This is a genomic window from Bacteroides sp. MSSM.1001136sp1_RTP21357st2_D2_RTP21359_211015, assembly GCF_040913205.1.
GTDB lineage: Bacteria > Bacteroidota > Bacteroidia > Bacteroidales > Bacteroidaceae > Bacteroides > Bacteroides ovatus.
In genome coordinates this window covers 383,195-400,808 of sequence record NZ_JBDFVF010000001.1, presented here as the reverse complement: position 1 = coordinate 400,808, position 17,614 = coordinate 383,195, and the positions used below count along the sequence as shown (strand labels likewise).

Below are 17,614 nucleotides of genomic sequence, written 5' to 3'. Positions count from 1 at the left end.
ACAACCATGTTAAGAAGGCTACGTATTGGAATCTCAGCACTTTTATTTGTGCTGATTTCTTTCTTTTTTCTCGATTTCGCAGAAATATTACCGAACAGTTTTCATCGGCTGGCACATTTGCAATTTATTCCAGCCATCTTTTCACTAAGTATAGGTATCTTATTATTTCTCATTGTGTTAACGCTTTTATTCGGGCGTGTATATTGTTCTACAATCTGCCCTATGGGTATCTTGCAGGATGTGATTGCACGAATTTCCAAAGCAACGGGAAAAAAGAAAAAAAGATATAGTTACAGTCCTGCAAAAAACAAATTGCGCTGGGGTGTGCTCGGACTGACAGTGGTCGGGTTTCTATGTGGATTTACATTTATTGTTGGTTTGCTCGATCCGTACAGTGCGTATGGACGTGTGGTAGTGCACATATTCAAACCTATCTATATGCTGGGGAATAATCTGCTGGAATCACTCTTTGCCAGATTTGACAATTATACATTTTATCAGGTAGACACCTCCATCTTGAGCATTTCTTCCCTTCTCATCGCTATTATTACTCTTGCAGTCATCTTTGTAATGGCATGGAAACATGGACGGACATGGTGCAATACGATTTGTCCCGTAGGAACAATATTGGGGTTATTGAGCCGATTTTCATTATTCAAAGTCCGTATTGATACTGCCAAATGTAATGGATGCGGGCTTTGTGCCACCAAATGCAAAGCAGCTTGCATCAATAGTAAAGAACACGCTATTGATTATAGTCGTTGTGTAGATTGTTTCAACTGTTTGGGAGTATGCAAACAAAAAGCATTAGTTTACGCCCCTTCTTTAAAAAAACAGTCTGATGTAGAAACTCCTGCACCATCATCACCGGATTTGGATTCATCCAAACGCCGTTTTTTGGTTGCCGGTCTTGTTACTGCCGGAGCAACCCCCAAACTCATCTCCCAAGCCAAGGAATCTGTAGCAAGCTTGGAAGGTAAGAAGGCATACAAAAAGGAAAATCCGATCACTCCTCCGGGGTCTATCAGTCGGGAACACTTCCAACAGCAATGCACATCCTGTCATCTTTGTGTCAGCAAATGCCCTTCTCATATCTTGAAACCGGCTTTTATGGAATATGGCTTGGCAGGCATGATGCAACCTACTGTTAGCTTTGAGAAAGGATTTTGTAACTTTGACTGTACTGTCTGTGGAGATGTCTGTCCCAATGGAGCAATTCTTCCCATAAATGTAGAGCAAAAACATCTTACACAAATGGGATATGTTGTTTTCATCGAGGAAAATTGCATTGTTTATACTGATGGAACCAGTTGCGGAGCCTGCTCCGAACACTGTCCCACACAAGCAGTAGCGATGGTGCCGTATAAGGACGGATTGACGATTCCTCATGTAAATAAAGAAATATGTGTAGGTTGTGGAGGATGTGAATATGTTTGCCCAGCCCGTCCATTCCGTGCCATCTATATCGAAGGAAATCCCGTACAAAAAGAAGCAAAACCATTCAAAGAAAGCGAAGAGCACAAAGTTGAGATAGACGATTTCGGATTCTGACCGGCATGGTGCCGGAGCAGAGTTTCCATCCGTGTTTTATGTTCTATGACGGTTTATTTCAAATGTGAACAAGACAGATGGTATGGATTTAAAAAAAACTATCCATTATATTCCTCCTACTTTCAATAAATTCACTAAATTCGTGGCGAACTAAAGAAAGCAATTCATGGAGGTATTCACAAATAACTGGAATAGCCGGAAATATCAGATTGGCTATGCACTAAGCGGAGGATTTATTAAAGGATTTGCCCATTTGGGAGTCATGCAAGCTCTTTTGGAACATGATATTAAACCGGAAATCATCTCTGGAGTAAGTGCAGGGGCACTTGCAGGTGTCTTTTACGCGGACGGCAACGAGCCGCACAAAGTACTTGATTATTTCTCCGGACATAAATTCCAGGATTTAACCAAACTGGTGATTCCCAAGAAGGGACTATTTGACCTCTGTGAATTTATTGATTTTCTCCGGACTAACTTAAAAGCAAAAAATCTGGAAGAGCTACAACTTCCCCTGATTATCACAGCAACTGACCTCGATCACGGTCGCATGGTTCACTTTCATCGGGGAAGCATAGCGGAACGGGTCGCCGCTTCCTGCTGTATGCCTGTCATGTTTTCTCCGGTCAACATAGACGGCACTAACTATGTGGATGGAGGATTGATGATGAATCTTCCGGTCTCTACCCTGCGCAGGGTTTGCAATAAAGTGGTAGCTGTCAACGTAAGTCCCATCATGGCACAGGATTACAAAATGAATATTGTAAGCATTGCTATGCGCTCATTCCATTTCATGTTCCGCGCCAATACCTTTCCCGAAAGAGAAAAATGCGATTTATTAATCGAACCATACAACCTATACGGGTACAGTAACACCGAACTGGAAAAAGCTGAAGAAATCTTCGGGCAAGGCTATAATACAGCTAACGAAGTACTTAGTCAACTGTTGGAAGAAAAGGGGAAAATATGGAAATAATCTCCTATCCATCAGAAACAAGAATGAATACGAATATTAATAATCTACTCTATATGAATGACGAAAATAAAATAATTATCTACCAAGTATTCACCCGCCTGTTTGGAAATAACAACAACCACTGTGTCTACAATGGAGACATTGCCACCAATGGTTGCGGGAAAATGGCTGATTTCACGCTCAAAGCACTTGGTGAAATCAAGAAATTAGGTGCTACACATATATGGTATACAGGCATCATCGAGCATGCCACTCAAACGGACTATCGCCGTTATAATATCAGTCCGGATCATCCTGCTATTGTGAAAGGAAAAGCTGGTTCTCCGTATGCTATCAAGGATTATTATGATGTAGATCCTGACTTGGCTAACGACGTGCAAGGACGTATGAAAGAATTTGAGAATCTGGTACATCGCACACATCGCACAGGTCTGAAAGTAATTATTGATTTTGTACCTAATCACGTAGCACGCCAATATCACTCGGATGCACAACCGGACGGTACGACCGAATTGGGAGCTAACGATGACTCCAGCCAATCTTTCAGCCCATATAATAATTTCTATTATATTCCGCAAGCGGAACTCCATGCCCAGTTCGACATGAAAGACGGTGCAGCAGAGCCTTACCGGGAATTCCCGGCGAAAGCTACCGGTAACAATCGTTTTGATGCTACTCCCAATATCACCGACTGGTATGAAACAGTGAAATTAAACTATGGAGTGGATTATCAGAATGGAGGTACCTGCCACTTTTCCCCGACTCCGGATACTTGGATAAAGATGCTGGACATTCTTCTTTTCTGGGCATCAAAAGACATTGACGGTTTCCGCTGCGACATGGCCGAAATGGTTCCTGTTGAATTCTGGGAATGGGCTATTCCTCAAGTAAAAGAGGCTTATCCTGAAATACTTTTCATCGCAGAGGTTTACAATCCAGGTGAATACCGTAGCTATCTGTTCCGTGGCAAGTTTGATTACTTGTATGATAAGGTAGGCCTGTATGACACGTTACGTAATGTAGCTTGTGGATATGAATCTGCATCCGCTATCACTCATTGCTGGCAAAGCCTGAATGGAATAGAGAAAAAGATGCTCAACTTCCTGGAGAACCACGACGAGCAACGTATCGCTTCTGATTTCTTTGCCGGAAACCCGCGTAAAGGAATTCCCGCACTGATCGTTTCCGCCTGTATGAACACTAATCCTATGATGATCTACTTCGGTCAGGAGTTTGGAGAACTGGGCATGGATAGTGAAGGATTCAGCGGAAGGGACGGACGAACTACCATATTCGATTATTGGAGTGTAGACACCATACGACGCTGGCGCAACGGAGGTAAATTTGACGGGAAGATGCTTACTGAAGAACATAAACACCTCTACTCTGTCTACCAAAAAGTACTGACGATTTGTAACGAAGAGCAGGCAATCAGCAAGGGAGTATTTTTTGACTTAATGTATGCCAATATAAACGGATGGCGTTTCAATGAGCATAAACAATATACCTTTATGCGAAAATATAAAAATGAGATTCTGTTTTTCGTTATTAATTTCGACAGTCAACTGGTAGATGTTGCCGTCAATGTACCTTCGCATGCTTTCGACTTTTTACAGATTCCTCAAATGGAGTCTTATCAGGCCACTGATTTGATGACGGGCGCTAAAGAAGAAATCAGCCTATTACCTTATAAACCCACGGATGTTTCAGTCGGAGGTTATAACGGAAAGATTCTAAAGATTACTTTTTAAGTAAAAAGCCTAAGATCTGTATACTCTTCATCCCTCGGCCACTTATGAATGACCGGGGGATTATTTTATGCACATCACTCAAACAAATATTCTCAAAGGCTGTTTAGGTAGATAAATAATCCTCTAAACTCAAAGCTTATGAAGAAATTTATGATTTGTGCAATCGCATTGTTTCTGCTATTATCTACATCTGTCTTTGGAGATACCCCTCCCGGCAATGTACAGTCAACTTTCAAGAAAATGTATCCTAAAGCAAATGGCGTCGCCTGGTCACAAGACGATGGATATTATTGTGCCAACTTTGCAATGAACGGATTTACTAAAAATGTGTGGTTCAACGTCCGGGGACAATGGGTGATGACACTGACTGATCTTGTCAGTCTCGACCGACTGACCCCAACAGTCTATAATGCCTTTGTATCCGGGCCATACGCAAATTGGGTGGTAGATAATGTGACAATGGTGGAGTTTCCCAAATGGCAGGCTATTATAGTAATTAAGGTAGGGCAAGATAATGTCGACATCAAATATCAGTTATTCTATACTCCACAAGGGATATTGCTCAAAACGCGCAATGTTAGTGATATGTATGATATTCTCGGGCCAAGTACCTTTCTGGCAAACTAGGAACTGAATCATAGAATAGGGTAATAAACCAAAAAGCCCCCACAAATATTATTGAATATCTGCGGGGGCTTATTGGTTTAAAGATAAAATTATTTTTTCTTTCTAAGTACTACGGCAGTACGGGCAGGAATATAGAGTTTCAGCCACTCTTTCTTTTCCTTCTTGTACAGCGGATCGGTAATAGTGAAGTGCACGACAGAGTCGTCTGTCAAACCATTTCCTCCAAATGCTACATCGTCAGTGTTCAGTATCACTTCATAAGCTCCCGGAGTTACCAGGAATCCATAATCAGTGAATGACTGCTTCGGATTAAAGTTAAAGACAAATATAAGGTCTTTCCGTTCGTATGCCAGTACCTGATCGCCATCATTATGCCATATTTCCTGAACTGGTGTTGCCTGGAAATCTTTCACACTCTTGAGAACTTTCAGCATTTCTTTATCAAAATCACCCATATAGTGATAGGTCAGATTTTTGTTGTCCACCAAATCCCATTGGCGGCGGGCATATTTGCACGACCATCCGTTACCTTCACGTGGGAAGTCAATCCATTCGGGATGCCCGAATTCATTTCCCATAAAGTTCAGATAACCTCCGTTGATAGTCGAAGAGGTCAGCAAGCGGATCATTTTATGCAAAGCAATACCACGGTTGACAACATAATTTTCGTCTCCCTTCTGCATGTGCCAGTACATATCGGCATCAATCAGGCGGAAGATAATCGTCTTGTCTCCTACCAATGCCTGGTCATGACTTTCTGCATACGAAATGGTCTTTTCATCCTGGCGACGGTTGGTTACTTCCCAGAACATACTGGAAGGTTTCCAGTCTTCATCGATCTTTTCTTTGATTGTCTTGATCCAGTAGTCCGGAATATTCATGGCCATACGATAATCGAAGCCGTAACCGCCATCTTCTACTTTGGCAGCCAGTCCCGGCATACCGGAAACTTCTTCGGCAATGGTTATCGCCTTCGGATTTACCTGATGAATCACTTCATTAGCCAGTGTCAGGTAACAAATTGCATTATCATCCTGATGACCGTTGAAATAATCTCCGTAGTTACAGAAAGCTTCACCCAGTCCATGGCTGTAATATAACATAGAAGTTACTCCATCAAAACGGAATCCGTCAAATTTATATTCTTCCAGCCAGTACTTGCAGTTTGACAATAGGAAGTGGATCACTTCGTTCTTGCCATAATCGAAGCAGAGAGAGTCCCAAGCGGGATGTTCGCGACGAGCGCCCGGATAAAAATATTGATTCGGATCACCGGCAAAGTTTCCTAGTCCTTCTACTTCATTCTTCACTGCATGTGAATGAACGATGTCCATAATCACAGCAATACCCATCTCATGAGCAGCATCAATCAGTGCTTTTAATTCATCGGGAGTACCAAAACGCGAAGAGGCAGCAAAGAAACTGGATACATGATAGCCGAAGCTTCCATAATATGGATGTTCCTGAATAGCCATAATCTGGATACAATTATATCCTTCTTCAGCAATACGAGGAAGGATTTTCTCGCGGAATTCATTATATGTGCCCACTTTTTCCTCCTGCTGTGCCATTCCGATATGACATTCATAAATCAACAGTGGATTCGTGTCAGGCTTAAATGTTTTCTTCTTGAATTTATAGGGTTTCTCCGGAGCCCAGACTTGTGCACTGAATATTTTGGTCTGTTCATCCTGTACCACACGTGTAGCCCATGCAGGAATACGTTCGCCTTGTCCGCCTTCCCAATATACATTCAGTTTATAAAGGTCGCCATGATGAATGGCATCCGCCGGGAGGTTGATTTCCCAATTGCCATTCTCTTGCTTTTTCAGCTTGTAGGCGGCTTTTTCCTCCCAATTATTAAATGTACCCACCATATAAATATGAGTAGCATTAGGAGCCCATTCACGGAAAGTCCACCCCTTATCGGTGCGATGCAATCCAAAATAAAGATACCCTGATGCAAAATCTGAAAGGGTTTGTTTTCCCTTATTCGTCAATTCAGCTTCTTTGTCTAATACATGCTGATGGCGTCCGGTGATAGCACCGGCAAAAGGCTCCAGCCAGGGATCGTTTTTTACGAGATTAAGTGTCTTTTCCATATCAGAATTGAATTAGGATTATGCTTTTACTTTTACGATTACTTTCTTCACACCATCTGGAGTGATACCGGGAGCATGACCGTCTTGTGGGAAAAAGATAGCAAACATTCCCGGTTTTACGGCAACGTATGTTTCTGCTAATCCTTCGAAGAAAGTAATATCTTTTTCCGCGTTATAAGGTGCATCTGCCGGAACACAGTCTTTAGCAGCAGTATACCCCATTATTTCTGTTCCCGACAATGGGATTTGAATATCTATAAATTCGTTATGAGTTTCCAGTTTGGCTTCCTCTTTTGTTTTAGGTTTGGTTTGTGCAATATTCACCAACAGATCTTTTCCTTTCAATTCTGTCTTACCAACTTCCATGGCTTGGAGGTCATGAGACTTCAAGAATTCAATAGCTTGTGCAAACAGAGGGTTTAAAGACGCATATTTCTCCAGATTTTCTAAAGTATCTACTACCATATAAGTTAAATTTTAAAGTTTATATTCTAGGCATTATTTATTCAAAATCATCAATCGTATAGTTTATAAAATCGGCAAACCGTTTGAATTGCCGGAACACTTTGTCGATCTGTTCCAACATATCCGGTCGGGTGAAGAAGTTATCGGGAACATTATAAGAGCAAACGTATTCTTTACATTTCAAATAATCAATGTACTTGAAATCTTTCGGAAAACCTTTCGGAGCTGTTTTCAGAAAATCCTCCCCTATCACCGGAAAGTATTTCTTAAACTCCGGATCTTCTACGATCGCAACAAACTCTTCGATATTATCATAGATAGATTGTCTCACGGCTTTCAGGATATTGGTAGGCAGACACAGGCTTCCTCCGGCAAGCATAGAACCATCCGGCTGCAAGTGTACATAATATCCACAATGATCAGACTTCTTTCCTTTGGCATTGATATAACCTCCGAAATGTATTTTATAAGGTGTTTTATCCGCAGAGAAGCGGGTATCCCGGTAAATGCGATAAGTACAGTCTTTGGGCTGAATCCCCCGGATAGTTTCATCAAACAGGGAAATACGGGCAATCACTGTTGCCAAGAAGTTGTCGAACTCGGCACGGGCTGTTTCATATTCTGCCTTATGCTCATTAAACCACTCACGATTATTATTCGCGGAAAGATCTTTTAAAAACTGAAAGATAACGGGTATGTTCATCTTTATCATTTTCTATTATTACTCTACAAACGTACAAATTTTATTTCATATAAACTACAAAAGGGGGTAAAAGGACATAAAAAAAGCATCGGCCTGGTAAAACCGATGCTCTAACACATTTATCAAAAAAACAGACTCTTCTGTCTCTGACGTACTTTAGCTTTCACAAGTGAAGTACAATCTCTTTAATTAATCTTATATCTAATACTATGAAAAACACATAAATATAACAGTACAAAAGAGACTTTTGTTCAGCAGTTCTCTGTATATTTCAGTTAATTATAGTTTATAGAATTAAATGTTTCTCATTTATAGGCAATATAATGCGTTTCCAGTCAATCATTGCGTTGAATAACATGATATGGGAATAGTCTTTCAGACATATTTGCGGAATGTCTTTCTCAACAATGAGCTGCCTGTCCAGAAATTCGCTTCGTTTCGTCCCACGGAGTAACGGATGAGCCGGTGTGAACCAGGTATGTCCGTCATAGAGAGCAACATTAGCTATAGAGGTATCTGTCAGATAGCCATTTCTCACAATTAAAATATCATCCGCCATTCCTCTTTGAGCGTACAAGGCATTCAGTTCTTCCCGATACGCACTTTTATAAGTATAATCAATGGTATCAGACACAACCAAATGCAAAGAAGATACCTGTCGCATCTGATAGGGCGCATACGTAACTTCTTCCACTTCTTTTCCATATACAATCCGGCATTTATGAATTCCATTTAAAGTTGGCGGAGATATAAATTCCCGTAAATCCAGCGGAGTGCTGTCTTTCCAAAAAGCTGCACGGGTTTTATTAAAGCGTTCTGTGTGATAATCAAGATTATAAATCTGTCCATCCTCTATCCGGATAGTCTCAATAAATGGGTACATATACTTTTTGTTTCATTTCATTATACTCGCTTTCCACATCACTCTGGCAGGTGATCCCACCTCCACTTTTAAAATACATCTTCTCTCCTTCCTGTTCTACAAATCGTATCATAACGGCACTATCTAAATCAATGCCATCAGAATATCCCATAACTCCCGTATAAAATCCTCTGTCGTAGGTTTCAGCTTCCTGAATAATCTGCATCGTTTTTCTCTTTGGAGCACCGGTAATAGAACCGGCTGGTAATAGCCTGAAAATAATATCTCCCAAATGCTCCTGATAATTTTCAGGCAATATACCCTGAATTTCAGAACTCGTCTGGAAAATGACTCCCCGATTAGTCTGTAACCTGTCCATATACCGATACCGGGAAACTGACACCCGGTTGGCAACCATACTTAAATCATTACGAATCAGATCTACAATGGTAGCATGTTCGGCAGTCTCTTTCGGATCATTCATCAATAATTGAGCAGCAGAGGGAATTGAAGCATCAATGGTTCCCTTCATCGGATATGAGCTAATTTTTCCTTGATGAATTCTAACAAATATTTCAGGAGAGAAAACCGTAAAACGATCTTTAATCCACAGCTTATAAATCGCTTTTGAATGAAAATAAATATCTTTCAGAGTGAGATTGGTTTCTACCGGAGTGCGACACGTCAAATTCGTAAGGAAACTATTTCCTGCCAGGATGTTCCGTCGCACGATATTAAACGAACGTTGATAAGAAGAGAAAGATTCTGCGAAAGGCTGCCAATGTAGTGAAGGCACTGTTTTTGCGGAGTAAGTAGCTATATCATCTTCAGCCGATATAATCTGATTGGTAAATCCATTCAAATTATACAAAACTTCAGCGGAATCAACAGCGGCAACCTCCTCTATATAAGATACATCTTGTAGATAATTTATAATGAAAATGAAAGGACGGTGGAGTTGTCCCAACTGGTTCATTCGTTTAATAGCCTGTTCCTTATTATATAAGTGCATATAAAATACTTCTACGTTTAGGGAAGGCAAATGTACACAAAAAGTATAGATTAGAAAAAGATAGCAATAAAAAAGGGTTGTCCGACGTGTCATATCGGCAACCCTTTATCATTTATAAAATTGGTCAAATTACTTCATAACAGCTTTCACTTGAGGAAGCATCTTCTTCACATTTTCATTTTCCGGAGAGATCTTAGCAGCTTCTTCCAGATAGTCTAATGCTTCTTTAAATCTACCATCAGCTTTTTCTTTTTCTGCAGCATATTTATCTGCATCAGAATTTGCCAAAGGAGCAGCTTTCTTCAGGATATTAGCGCCATCATTATAGCACAGAACTCCTAAACTGTACAATGCATTTGTTTTATATTGCTTGTGATCCAAAGGAATTACTTTCTTAAAACAATCTTCAGCTTCTTCTGCTTTTCCTGCTTTCTGTGCTGCAAGTCCTGCTTTTAGATAATGAAGACCATAATTCTTCACCATTGTCTTATTCTTAGGATCGACTTTCAGCCCTTCTTCTAATGTAGCTACATATTCAGCAGTCTTCTTTTGTGCATCTAAAGCCAAAGCTTTACGAGCATACGCATTTCCTATATTAAATTTTTTCTGAATAGCAATATCGAAAAAGGTCACGGCTTCCGCATACTTTTTCACTTCGTCTGCTGCTATACCACAATAGTAAGCTGTTGCAGAATCCTGATTATTAGTCTGTTTCAGATATTCGCTGAACTTCGCATACGCTACTGGATAATTTTTAGCATTAAATGCATCATTTCCTTCTTTTTTCAATTGCTCTGGGGCGGTTTGTGCAAAAACATTAGTCACTACAATACAAAATGCAAATAAAAAAATCAATTTCTTCATAACTTTATGTGTTTTTTAGTTGTTTATCGTTCAAAAGTAGAAGTTATAATAGAAAAACACAACCGTATTTTATTTTTTTGACCTTTTTGAAACCTATATAACGTTCGTTATTCTTCGTAAAAATGACGTTTTCCTATTCATTCCTCCCCAATCATATAAGTAAACAAAATATTTCTCTTTTATAAATTACTGATTCATAGCCATAAAGAAAAATATGAATAAAAAAGTGCCGGAAAGTTTTTGAGTTTTCATAAAAAGCACTACCTTTGCATCCGCAAATAAGGCTGGTTCCGTAGCTCAGCTGGATAGAGCAACGCCCTTCTAAGGCGTGGGTCCTGCGTTCGAATCGCAGCGGAATCACTTAGCAGAAAGGCTGATTATCAAATGGTTAATCAGCCTTTTTACTTTTCTAATTAGCTGCTATTGATTAAAAAAAAACGAGAAAACTCTCACTTTTGAGCAATTTACCTTGTCGAAATCTTGTCCGAGTGTTTTCTCTAAATTTTGAAACTATGGCAACAATCAGATTAGCTCTAATCCCAGCAAAGGTGTTAAGTGATGGATCTCACAAAATTTGTATAGCCATCCATCACAAAGAAGAAACAAAGTACATTGTCACTCGATTCAAAGTCGACAGTCTTTCACAATTCAAAAACGGGCAAGTAGTCAAACGTCCAGACGCAGCACTAATCAATACCAAACTACGTAATATACTCAATGAATACCAAGAGAAACTTGACAGCATCAAATGCATTCAGGGTTCCTTTGGGGTCAGCCCGAAAAAACTTCTATTTTTAATTATGACTGCACTGATAGTAGTTGGATGTAGTAAAAGTGATGAAGAAAAAAGTGACATTCAGGAAATTTGGCTAAATGGATACAAAGCTCTTACTCCAGAGTCTGATTACGAAAATATTTCCACCACATTTTTATTATTTAAGGCTGACAACAATGAGGAATTTGATGTGAAAAAGCAAACTTTTTCAGGGAATATACTTGATTATCAAAAAATACAAGATGAAACTTGGAATTTGCTGTCAAAATCAAAAATTAAAAAGAAAGATGGTAGCATAGTTGATGCTACTTATTCTATATTTGCCTCGTCAATAAAGGAAACATATACTTCCGCTAAAGTAAAGATTGGTAAATATTTTATGGTAGCAATATATAGCGACTCTAAAACAGGATATCATTGGCTATATTCAAATAAATATGCTTGTCAATATGTTGACATACCATATCGATATAATCCATGGGACTATTCTGTGGTTTTCCCATGTGATTTGCATAATTATGGAAAGATAGAATGGGTTTCATGGAATCAAACTCCTTATCCATATGAGTTTGAATTTTCAAAATAGGTCCATCTGCCGAAAACATTTAAAATCAGCAATACTCATTTCAAATCGGACTCTCTATAAAATAGAGCAATTTCTCAAGCTCTGAAAATAAAATATAGATACCTCTAACACTTTACTGTATCTGTTTCAAATTGCTAATAATAAAGCGATGAATTCAAATTCATCGCTTTATTATTAGCCCTAGATGGAAATATTTCCTTTACTCTTTTGTATTCTCATCCCCCATTATACCTGATGAAGAATTATCAGGAGCCTGATCTATCAAATCCATAAACTGATCCAGTTTAGGAGTTATAATAATCTCGGTCCGGCGGTTACGAGCTTTTCCTTCTGCCGTATCATTACCGGCTACCGGATTAAATTCACCTCGACCGGCAGCAGTCAGGCGTTTGGGATTTATACCATAAATATTCTGTAATGCCTGAACAACAGATGAAGCACGCAACGCACTCAAATCCCAATTATTACGTATATTCGTACGAGATATCGGATCGGTATCTGTATTTCCTTCTACCAGAACATCATAATCTTTGTAGTCCTGAATGATTTTGGCTATTTTACTAAGCACAGCCTCTGCTTTATTGCTAATTTCATAACTTCCTGATTTATAAAGCATGTTATCTGCTAAGGAAATATATACAACACCTTTCAATACCTTAATATCCAAGTCACGCATCTCTTCACGGGTAAGCGAACGGGTAAGTTTATTGACCATTACGAGATTCAAAGAGTCTGATCTATTCTTTTCTTTAACCAAATGCTGGATGAAACGGTTTGAAGCATTGATCTCATCTATTAACTTACCCATATTCATATTCCCTTGAGAGCTCTGTGTAAGACTCTTATTCAAGATGCTTTGCATATCGGACAAGCTCTTGCGTAACTCACTATTATTCCGCTGCGCTTCGGCAAGTCTCTCCTCAAGACTTGTTGAACGTGCCTGATTTTCTCTTAGCTGCAATTGACTTTCCTGATATTCTTTTTGCAACTTTGTATAATCAGTTTTTAAACCTTTAAATTGCTTCTGACTTACACAACTCGCCAATACTATACATCCTGTCAGTACTAACAACGGTCGAAAAAGATTCTTCATAACTCTATTATTTTAATTACTAATTTTTTAAGTGACCAACTGCAGCCGTTTCCACAACAATTGCGTAAATCGGTTGGTTATGAACACATTTATCGAGATAAAGCTCGAACGACCTTATAACATTTCAAAAGAACGAAAAGTTTAGTATGTAAATAAAATCTGTTTTTATCAGAGTTTGATCCATCCTGCCAAGTTATCCAACTTAATTTTATAAATTTGCACCATACTAAAACATTACTGCGTGAAAAACAAACGTTGGATTTATTTAGCAATTACTTCCGCAATTATAGTGTTAGGATTGGCTTCCCGAAAACATGGTGATATATTGCCCGAATTTATCGCAGAGTATTCAGGCGATACGCTTTGGGCAGCCATGGTGTATTGTGGAATACGCTTTCTTTTCCCGTCATTATCTATACTCAAGACCATTGTTATTTCCTTATTATTTTCTTATTGTATAGAAATTAGCCAACTATACCAAGCAGACTGGGCAAATACTGTACGAAACACCACACTTGGAGCATTAATCTTTGGACATGGTTTTCTATGGTCAGATATGATCTGTTATACTGTTGGAGTATCATTATCCGCTGTTATAGATTCAGGAAGGATTATTATCTCCCAAAAGAGAAACCCCTAGAAAAAAGCACTGCAAACCTACTTTGTTTACAGTGCTCTTTCCGATTAGCATTTAAACTACCTATCACAATCTACAATGAAAACTATCGCTCAAAGGTAACTTCTTATTAGTGGAAACAACCTTTATTTCATTTTCACCAGGTTCTAGTTCCACATTTTTCCATTCCAGAATAGCATACGAATCCGGTATTGCTTTACCATAACTCTTACCGTTTACAAACAATTCGGCTCCTGACAGATTCGTGAAAGCAGTAATTGTTTGCAAATGTTGTGTACGTACTGTGTTACGTTTGCCTGTTAAATAAAGCATTGGTTCTTCCCTATTCCAGTTGGCCTTATAGAAGTAGAAAGCATCTTTACGAACTTTCCGGTCGAAGGTAACCAAACCTTTATCATTAATTCCGGGACGGTCTCCTTCAGTGCGATGTGCAGCGCCAAAATCAAACATATTCCAGACAAAGCTCCCCCATACATAAGGACGGGAAGAGATTGTTTTCCAGTTTTCAATGTGATAATACGTCTGCCAGTTTTCAGGATGCCACCAACTAGTTGGTACAGTTTTAACCAACGAATCTTGTTGATGGTAAATACTTGCGCCGGCACCATATTCACTGATAGCAATACATATTTCCGGATGATCCTTATGCATTCGATCCAACCATTTCCCCAAATCAGCGGGAGTGCCACCATACCATCCATCATAACGGTTCCAAGCAATAGCATCCGTTATGAAATTCAAATCTCCCATTTGATTACTTGCGGAGGTCGTAGGCCGGGTAGTATCTTCCTGATGTGCCAGCACATTTAATTCTTTGATGTACTCAACCGGATTATCTCCCAACTCCGTCAACTCATTAAACAGCCCCCATACACAAATAGAAGGATGATTATAATGTTGACGAATCAGTTCTTTGAGCTGCTCTTTTCCGTTGGCACGGAAAGCAGGTAAATCCACAAAACCTTTATCATTATATCCACCAGGACCCACAAAAGGTATTTCAGCCCATACAATAATACCATTTTTATCCATCAGATCATAAAAATAAGTAGCCTGCGGATAATGCGCCAAACGAACAGCATTCACTCCCATCTCCAACATCAATGCCACATCTTCCTCATGGTGTTGCGGGCGCAGCGCATTGCCCACCTCACTCCTATCCTGATGACGGCAAACGCCTTGAAGAGGCAAATGTTTTCCATTCAGGAAAAAACCTTTATCAGGGTCGATCCGGTAAAAACGAAGTCCCAACGGTTGTGTAACACGATCTACCATCTGACCATTCCGGAAAAGAGTCACTTCTGCCTGATAAAGGAAAGGATCCTGACGACCATTCCACAAATGAGGCTGATCGATTTCAAATGTAAGTTCCTGCTGCATTACTTCGTTTCCAAAAAGATTCACATTCTTTGTTCCTTCTTTCACCACCCTTTGACCATCTAACAGGCGTACGTTAAGCTCCACTTCCTGATTACCACTACTCCCGTTTGATAAATCAACAATAGCCCGTACCTTAGCATACCGATGGCTCACACTATCCTGTATCAGACGTACTCCGGGGGAAGCATAATCCAAAGGAGAAATACACGTCTCATCAGTAATCAACAAATGTACATCACGATAAATACCTCCGTAAAAATTAAAGTCACCGACCAGAGGCATAATATCCAACTGTTCACCATTATTCACCCGTACTAATATAGAGTTTTCTTTTCCATATTCCACCTTTCCTGTGATCTCAAAGATAAAAGCTCCATATCCCCCACGATGCTCACCTATATGACGACGATTTATAAACACATCTGCAATGTTATTCACTCCTTCGAAACGAATAAAAAGACGTTTTCCTTTCCATTCGGGACGAATAAATAAATTCTTCTCATAATTACCAATTCCCCGTTTATAGTCTATCTTACCGGACAAAGCATCCTGCGCATTCCAAGTATGAGGCAAATCAACTCTTACCTCTGTTCCCTTCTGTACCTGATGCGAAAACCGGAAATTCCAATCATTATTTAGCAAGATATCCTGTCGCTGGGCAAACATCGACATTCCGTAAAGCATGAATAAAACAACCGATACCAAACGGCTGGACTGTAATAAAACTGTTTTCATATTATTTCTTTAATGATGACTTCTTTATTCTGATAAAAGAAGATAATGATTCAACCTTATTCTTATATTTTTTTTCATCGACCCGATTCTTGTTTTCCTTCCCGTCAATCCGATGGTCAAACAACATACTGGCTTTCTTCACGTCGCCTTTCATCCATTCCGCATAACTATAACGCCGGTCAACGGCATTATCTCCTCCTTCCCACTGAATATAGACTTCACCTTTCGTCTTAGCTTTCAGATTCTTGAAAACCCCGGCAAAGCTTTGCCCGCTTAGCTGTTCAGCGGGAACAGGCAGTTTACAAAGTTCACATAAAGTCGGGTACAAATCAACAAATTCCACCATCGATTTTGTTTTTCCTTTTTTCATTCCCGGCACACGGACAATCAACGGTACATGAGTAGAAGTATTCATCAGATTATGTTTACCTATAAAATCATGTTCTCCCAGATTCCAGCCATGATCTCCCAACAAAACCACAATTGTATTATCCGATAATCCCAGTTCATCCAATGCATCCAATACCTTGCCAATCTGTGCATCCACATAACTCAAACAAGCATAATATCCATGTTTTACCTCCCGCTGGAAGTCAATATCACTCGTATCCGCAACCCGTGCATACGCATATATCTCGCTCGAATTACGAACCTGCTCCGGCAATCCTTCAGGTCGGAAACGATTGGTAGCCAAAGGTATTTCCTCCCGTTTATATAAATCCCAATATTTCTTTGGGGCATTGAACGGCAAATGAGGTTTCCAGAAACCACAAGCCAAGAAGAAAGGTTTGCCAGCCTCCTTCATCCTTTTCAAGTCACGAATAGCTCGGTTTGCAAGTTTCCCATCATCATAGGCAGTATCAGGAACATCAGCAGATTCACAAAAAGGTCCCCTCATCGTTTTCGGATTAACCGTTTTTCCCGATTCCGAATTCATCCAAAGTTCCCATTTATTATATTCCGCCCAATATACATCATATCCATCCGGATGATTCCGGTAAGGAGGCTCACTCCACGAATCCGCATGATCGCTGATATGATGAAACACCTTGCCGTCCGAAATAGTATGATAACCATTCCGGGTGAACCATCCCGAAATAGGTATTGCTTCGGGACAATCTTTGCTGGCATAGGCGGAAAAACTAATAAAGCGATCGGGGTAATGAGGATATACACCCGTCAATAAACTAGCCCGGGATGCCCCACTCACAGGAATATTACAATACGCATTCTGAAACAAGACGCCACTTGCCGCCAAACGGTCCATATTAGGAGTTTTCACTACATTCACCCCGTAACACCCCAGTTCGGGGCGCATATCATCAGCCATTATAAAAAGCACATTCATTTGGGATGCATCCTGTTGTGCACGTAGTATAGATGAGATGCAGCAAGCTGTTCCACAAAAAAACACATATTTTATTGATATTCTATTTTTCATTTTCTACCTTAAATTTTCAAGACCTGCAATATACTAAAATATTACAGGTCTTGTGCA

Annotated in this window: 15 protein-coding genes and 1 tRNA gene; 7 read left to right on the top strand and 9 right to left on the bottom strand. The window is 39.8% G+C overall.

The features are described 5' to 3' along the window. The first annotated feature begins 6 nt into the window (after nt 1–6). The 4 genes from AB5217_RS01660 to AB5217_RS01645 all read left to right on the top strand — a co-directional run bounded on the left by AB5217_RS01660 (nt 7) and on the right by AB5217_RS01645 (nt 4,902). Nucleotides 7–1,551: a 4Fe-4S binding protein gene (locus tag AB5217_RS01660; protein WP_052587803.1), complete on the top strand. Its 1,545-nt coding sequence runs from the start codon at nt 7–9 to the stop codon at nt 1,549–1,551. Nucleotides 1,552–1,717: 166 nt separating this feature from the next. After that, nucleotides 1,718–2,524, top strand: coding sequence for a patatin-like phospholipase family protein (locus tag AB5217_RS01655; protein WP_004295848.1), 807 nt, complete (start codon nt 1,718–1,720; stop codon nt 2,522–2,524). A gap of 53 nt (nt 2,525–2,577) precedes the next feature. Further along, a complete protein-coding gene (locus AB5217_RS01650) occupies nt 2,578–4,275 on the top strand; it encodes an alpha-amylase family protein (RefSeq protein ID WP_052587817.1) in 1,698 nt (565 codons plus the stop codon). A gap of 138 nt (nt 4,276–4,413) precedes the next feature. Continuing rightward, complete coding sequence (locus AB5217_RS01645; RefSeq protein ID WP_004295845.1) at nt 4,414–4,902, top strand: PepSY-like domain-containing protein; 489 nt, start codon at nt 4,414–4,416, stop codon at nt 4,900–4,902. A gap of 89 nt (nt 4,903–4,991) precedes the next feature. Here AB5217_RS01645 and AB5217_RS01640 read toward each other — a convergent pair whose 3' ends face one another. The 6 genes from AB5217_RS01640 to AB5217_RS01615 all read right to left on the bottom strand — a co-directional run bounded on the left by AB5217_RS01640 (nt 4,992) and on the right by AB5217_RS01615 (nt 10,910). Beyond that, nucleotides 4,992–7,004: an alpha amylase C-terminal domain-containing protein gene (locus AB5217_RS01640; RefSeq protein WP_004295844.1), complete on the bottom strand. Its 2,013-nt coding sequence runs from the start codon at nt 7,002–7,004 to the stop codon at nt 4,992–4,994. Nucleotides 7,005–7,022: 18 nt separating this feature from the next. Then, nucleotides 7,023–7,469 (bottom strand): YhcH/YjgK/YiaL family protein, encoded by a 447-nt coding sequence (locus AB5217_RS01635; protein ID WP_004295843.1) that lies wholly within the window; start codon nt 7,467–7,469, stop codon nt 7,023–7,025. 37 nt (nt 7,470–7,506) lie between these two features. Then, nucleotides 7,507–8,181: a DUF2461 domain-containing protein gene (locus tag AB5217_RS01630; RefSeq protein ID WP_004295842.1), complete on the bottom strand. Its 675-nt coding sequence runs from the start codon at nt 8,179–8,181 to the stop codon at nt 7,507–7,509. 277 nt (nt 8,182–8,458) lie between these two features. Further along, the gene (locus AB5217_RS01625; RefSeq protein ID WP_004295841.1) at nt 8,459–9,055 is read right to left on the bottom strand and encodes an aminotransferase class IV family protein; all 597 of its coding nucleotides are present in this window, start codon (nt 9,053–9,055) and stop codon (nt 8,459–8,461) included. Continuing rightward, the gene (locus tag AB5217_RS01620; RefSeq protein ID WP_004308911.1) at nt 9,039–10,046 is read right to left on the bottom strand and encodes an aminodeoxychorismate synthase component I; all 1,008 of its coding nucleotides are present in this window, start codon (nt 10,044–10,046) and stop codon (nt 9,039–9,041) included. Before AB5217_RS01620 ends, AB5217_RS01625 begins: the two co-directional genes overlap by 17 nt. Nucleotides 10,047–10,175: 129 nt before the next feature. Next, entirely contained in the window at nt 10,176–10,910 is a 735-nt protein-coding gene (locus AB5217_RS01615; protein WP_004295839.1) for a hypothetical protein, read from the bottom strand. A gap of 286 nt (nt 10,911–11,196) precedes the next feature. On the opposite strand from AB5217_RS01615, the gene AB5217_RS01610 reads away from it, so the two are divergent. Both AB5217_RS01610 and AB5217_RS01605 read left to right on the top strand, forming a co-directional pair. Continuing rightward, nucleotides 11,197–11,270, top strand: a tRNA-Arg gene (locus AB5217_RS01610). Between the two features lie 152 nt (nt 11,271–11,422). Continuing rightward, entirely contained in the window at nt 11,423–12,271 is an 849-nt protein-coding gene (locus tag AB5217_RS01605; protein WP_004295838.1) for an Arm DNA-binding domain-containing protein, read from the top strand. 199 nt (nt 12,272–12,470) lie between these two features. Here AB5217_RS01605 and AB5217_RS01600 read toward each other — a convergent pair whose 3' ends face one another. Then, complete coding sequence (locus tag AB5217_RS01600; RefSeq protein WP_004295837.1) at nt 12,471–13,364, bottom strand: flagellar motor protein MotB; 894 nt, start codon at nt 13,362–13,364, stop codon at nt 12,471–12,473. A 241-nt stretch (nt 13,365–13,605) separates the two neighbouring features. Between AB5217_RS01600 and AB5217_RS01595 the strand changes: the two genes are divergently transcribed. Continuing rightward, nucleotides 13,606–14,004, top strand: coding sequence for a DUF2809 domain-containing protein (locus AB5217_RS01595; RefSeq protein ID WP_004295836.1), 399 nt, complete (start codon nt 13,606–13,608; stop codon nt 14,002–14,004). A gap of 63 nt (nt 14,005–14,067) precedes the next feature. Here the strand turns inward: AB5217_RS01595 and AB5217_RS01590 are convergent, their stop codons facing one another. After that, entirely contained in the window at nt 14,068–16,065 is a 1,998-nt protein-coding gene (locus AB5217_RS01590; protein WP_410521103.1) for a glycoside hydrolase family 2 TIM barrel-domain containing protein, read from the bottom strand. Between the two features lie 52 nt (nt 16,066–16,117). Further along, nucleotides 16,118–17,557 (bottom strand): sulfatase, encoded by a 1,440-nt coding sequence (locus tag AB5217_RS01585; protein WP_211480459.1) that lies wholly within the window; start codon nt 17,555–17,557, stop codon nt 16,118–16,120. Between the last annotated feature and the right edge of the window lie 57 nt (nt 17,558–17,614).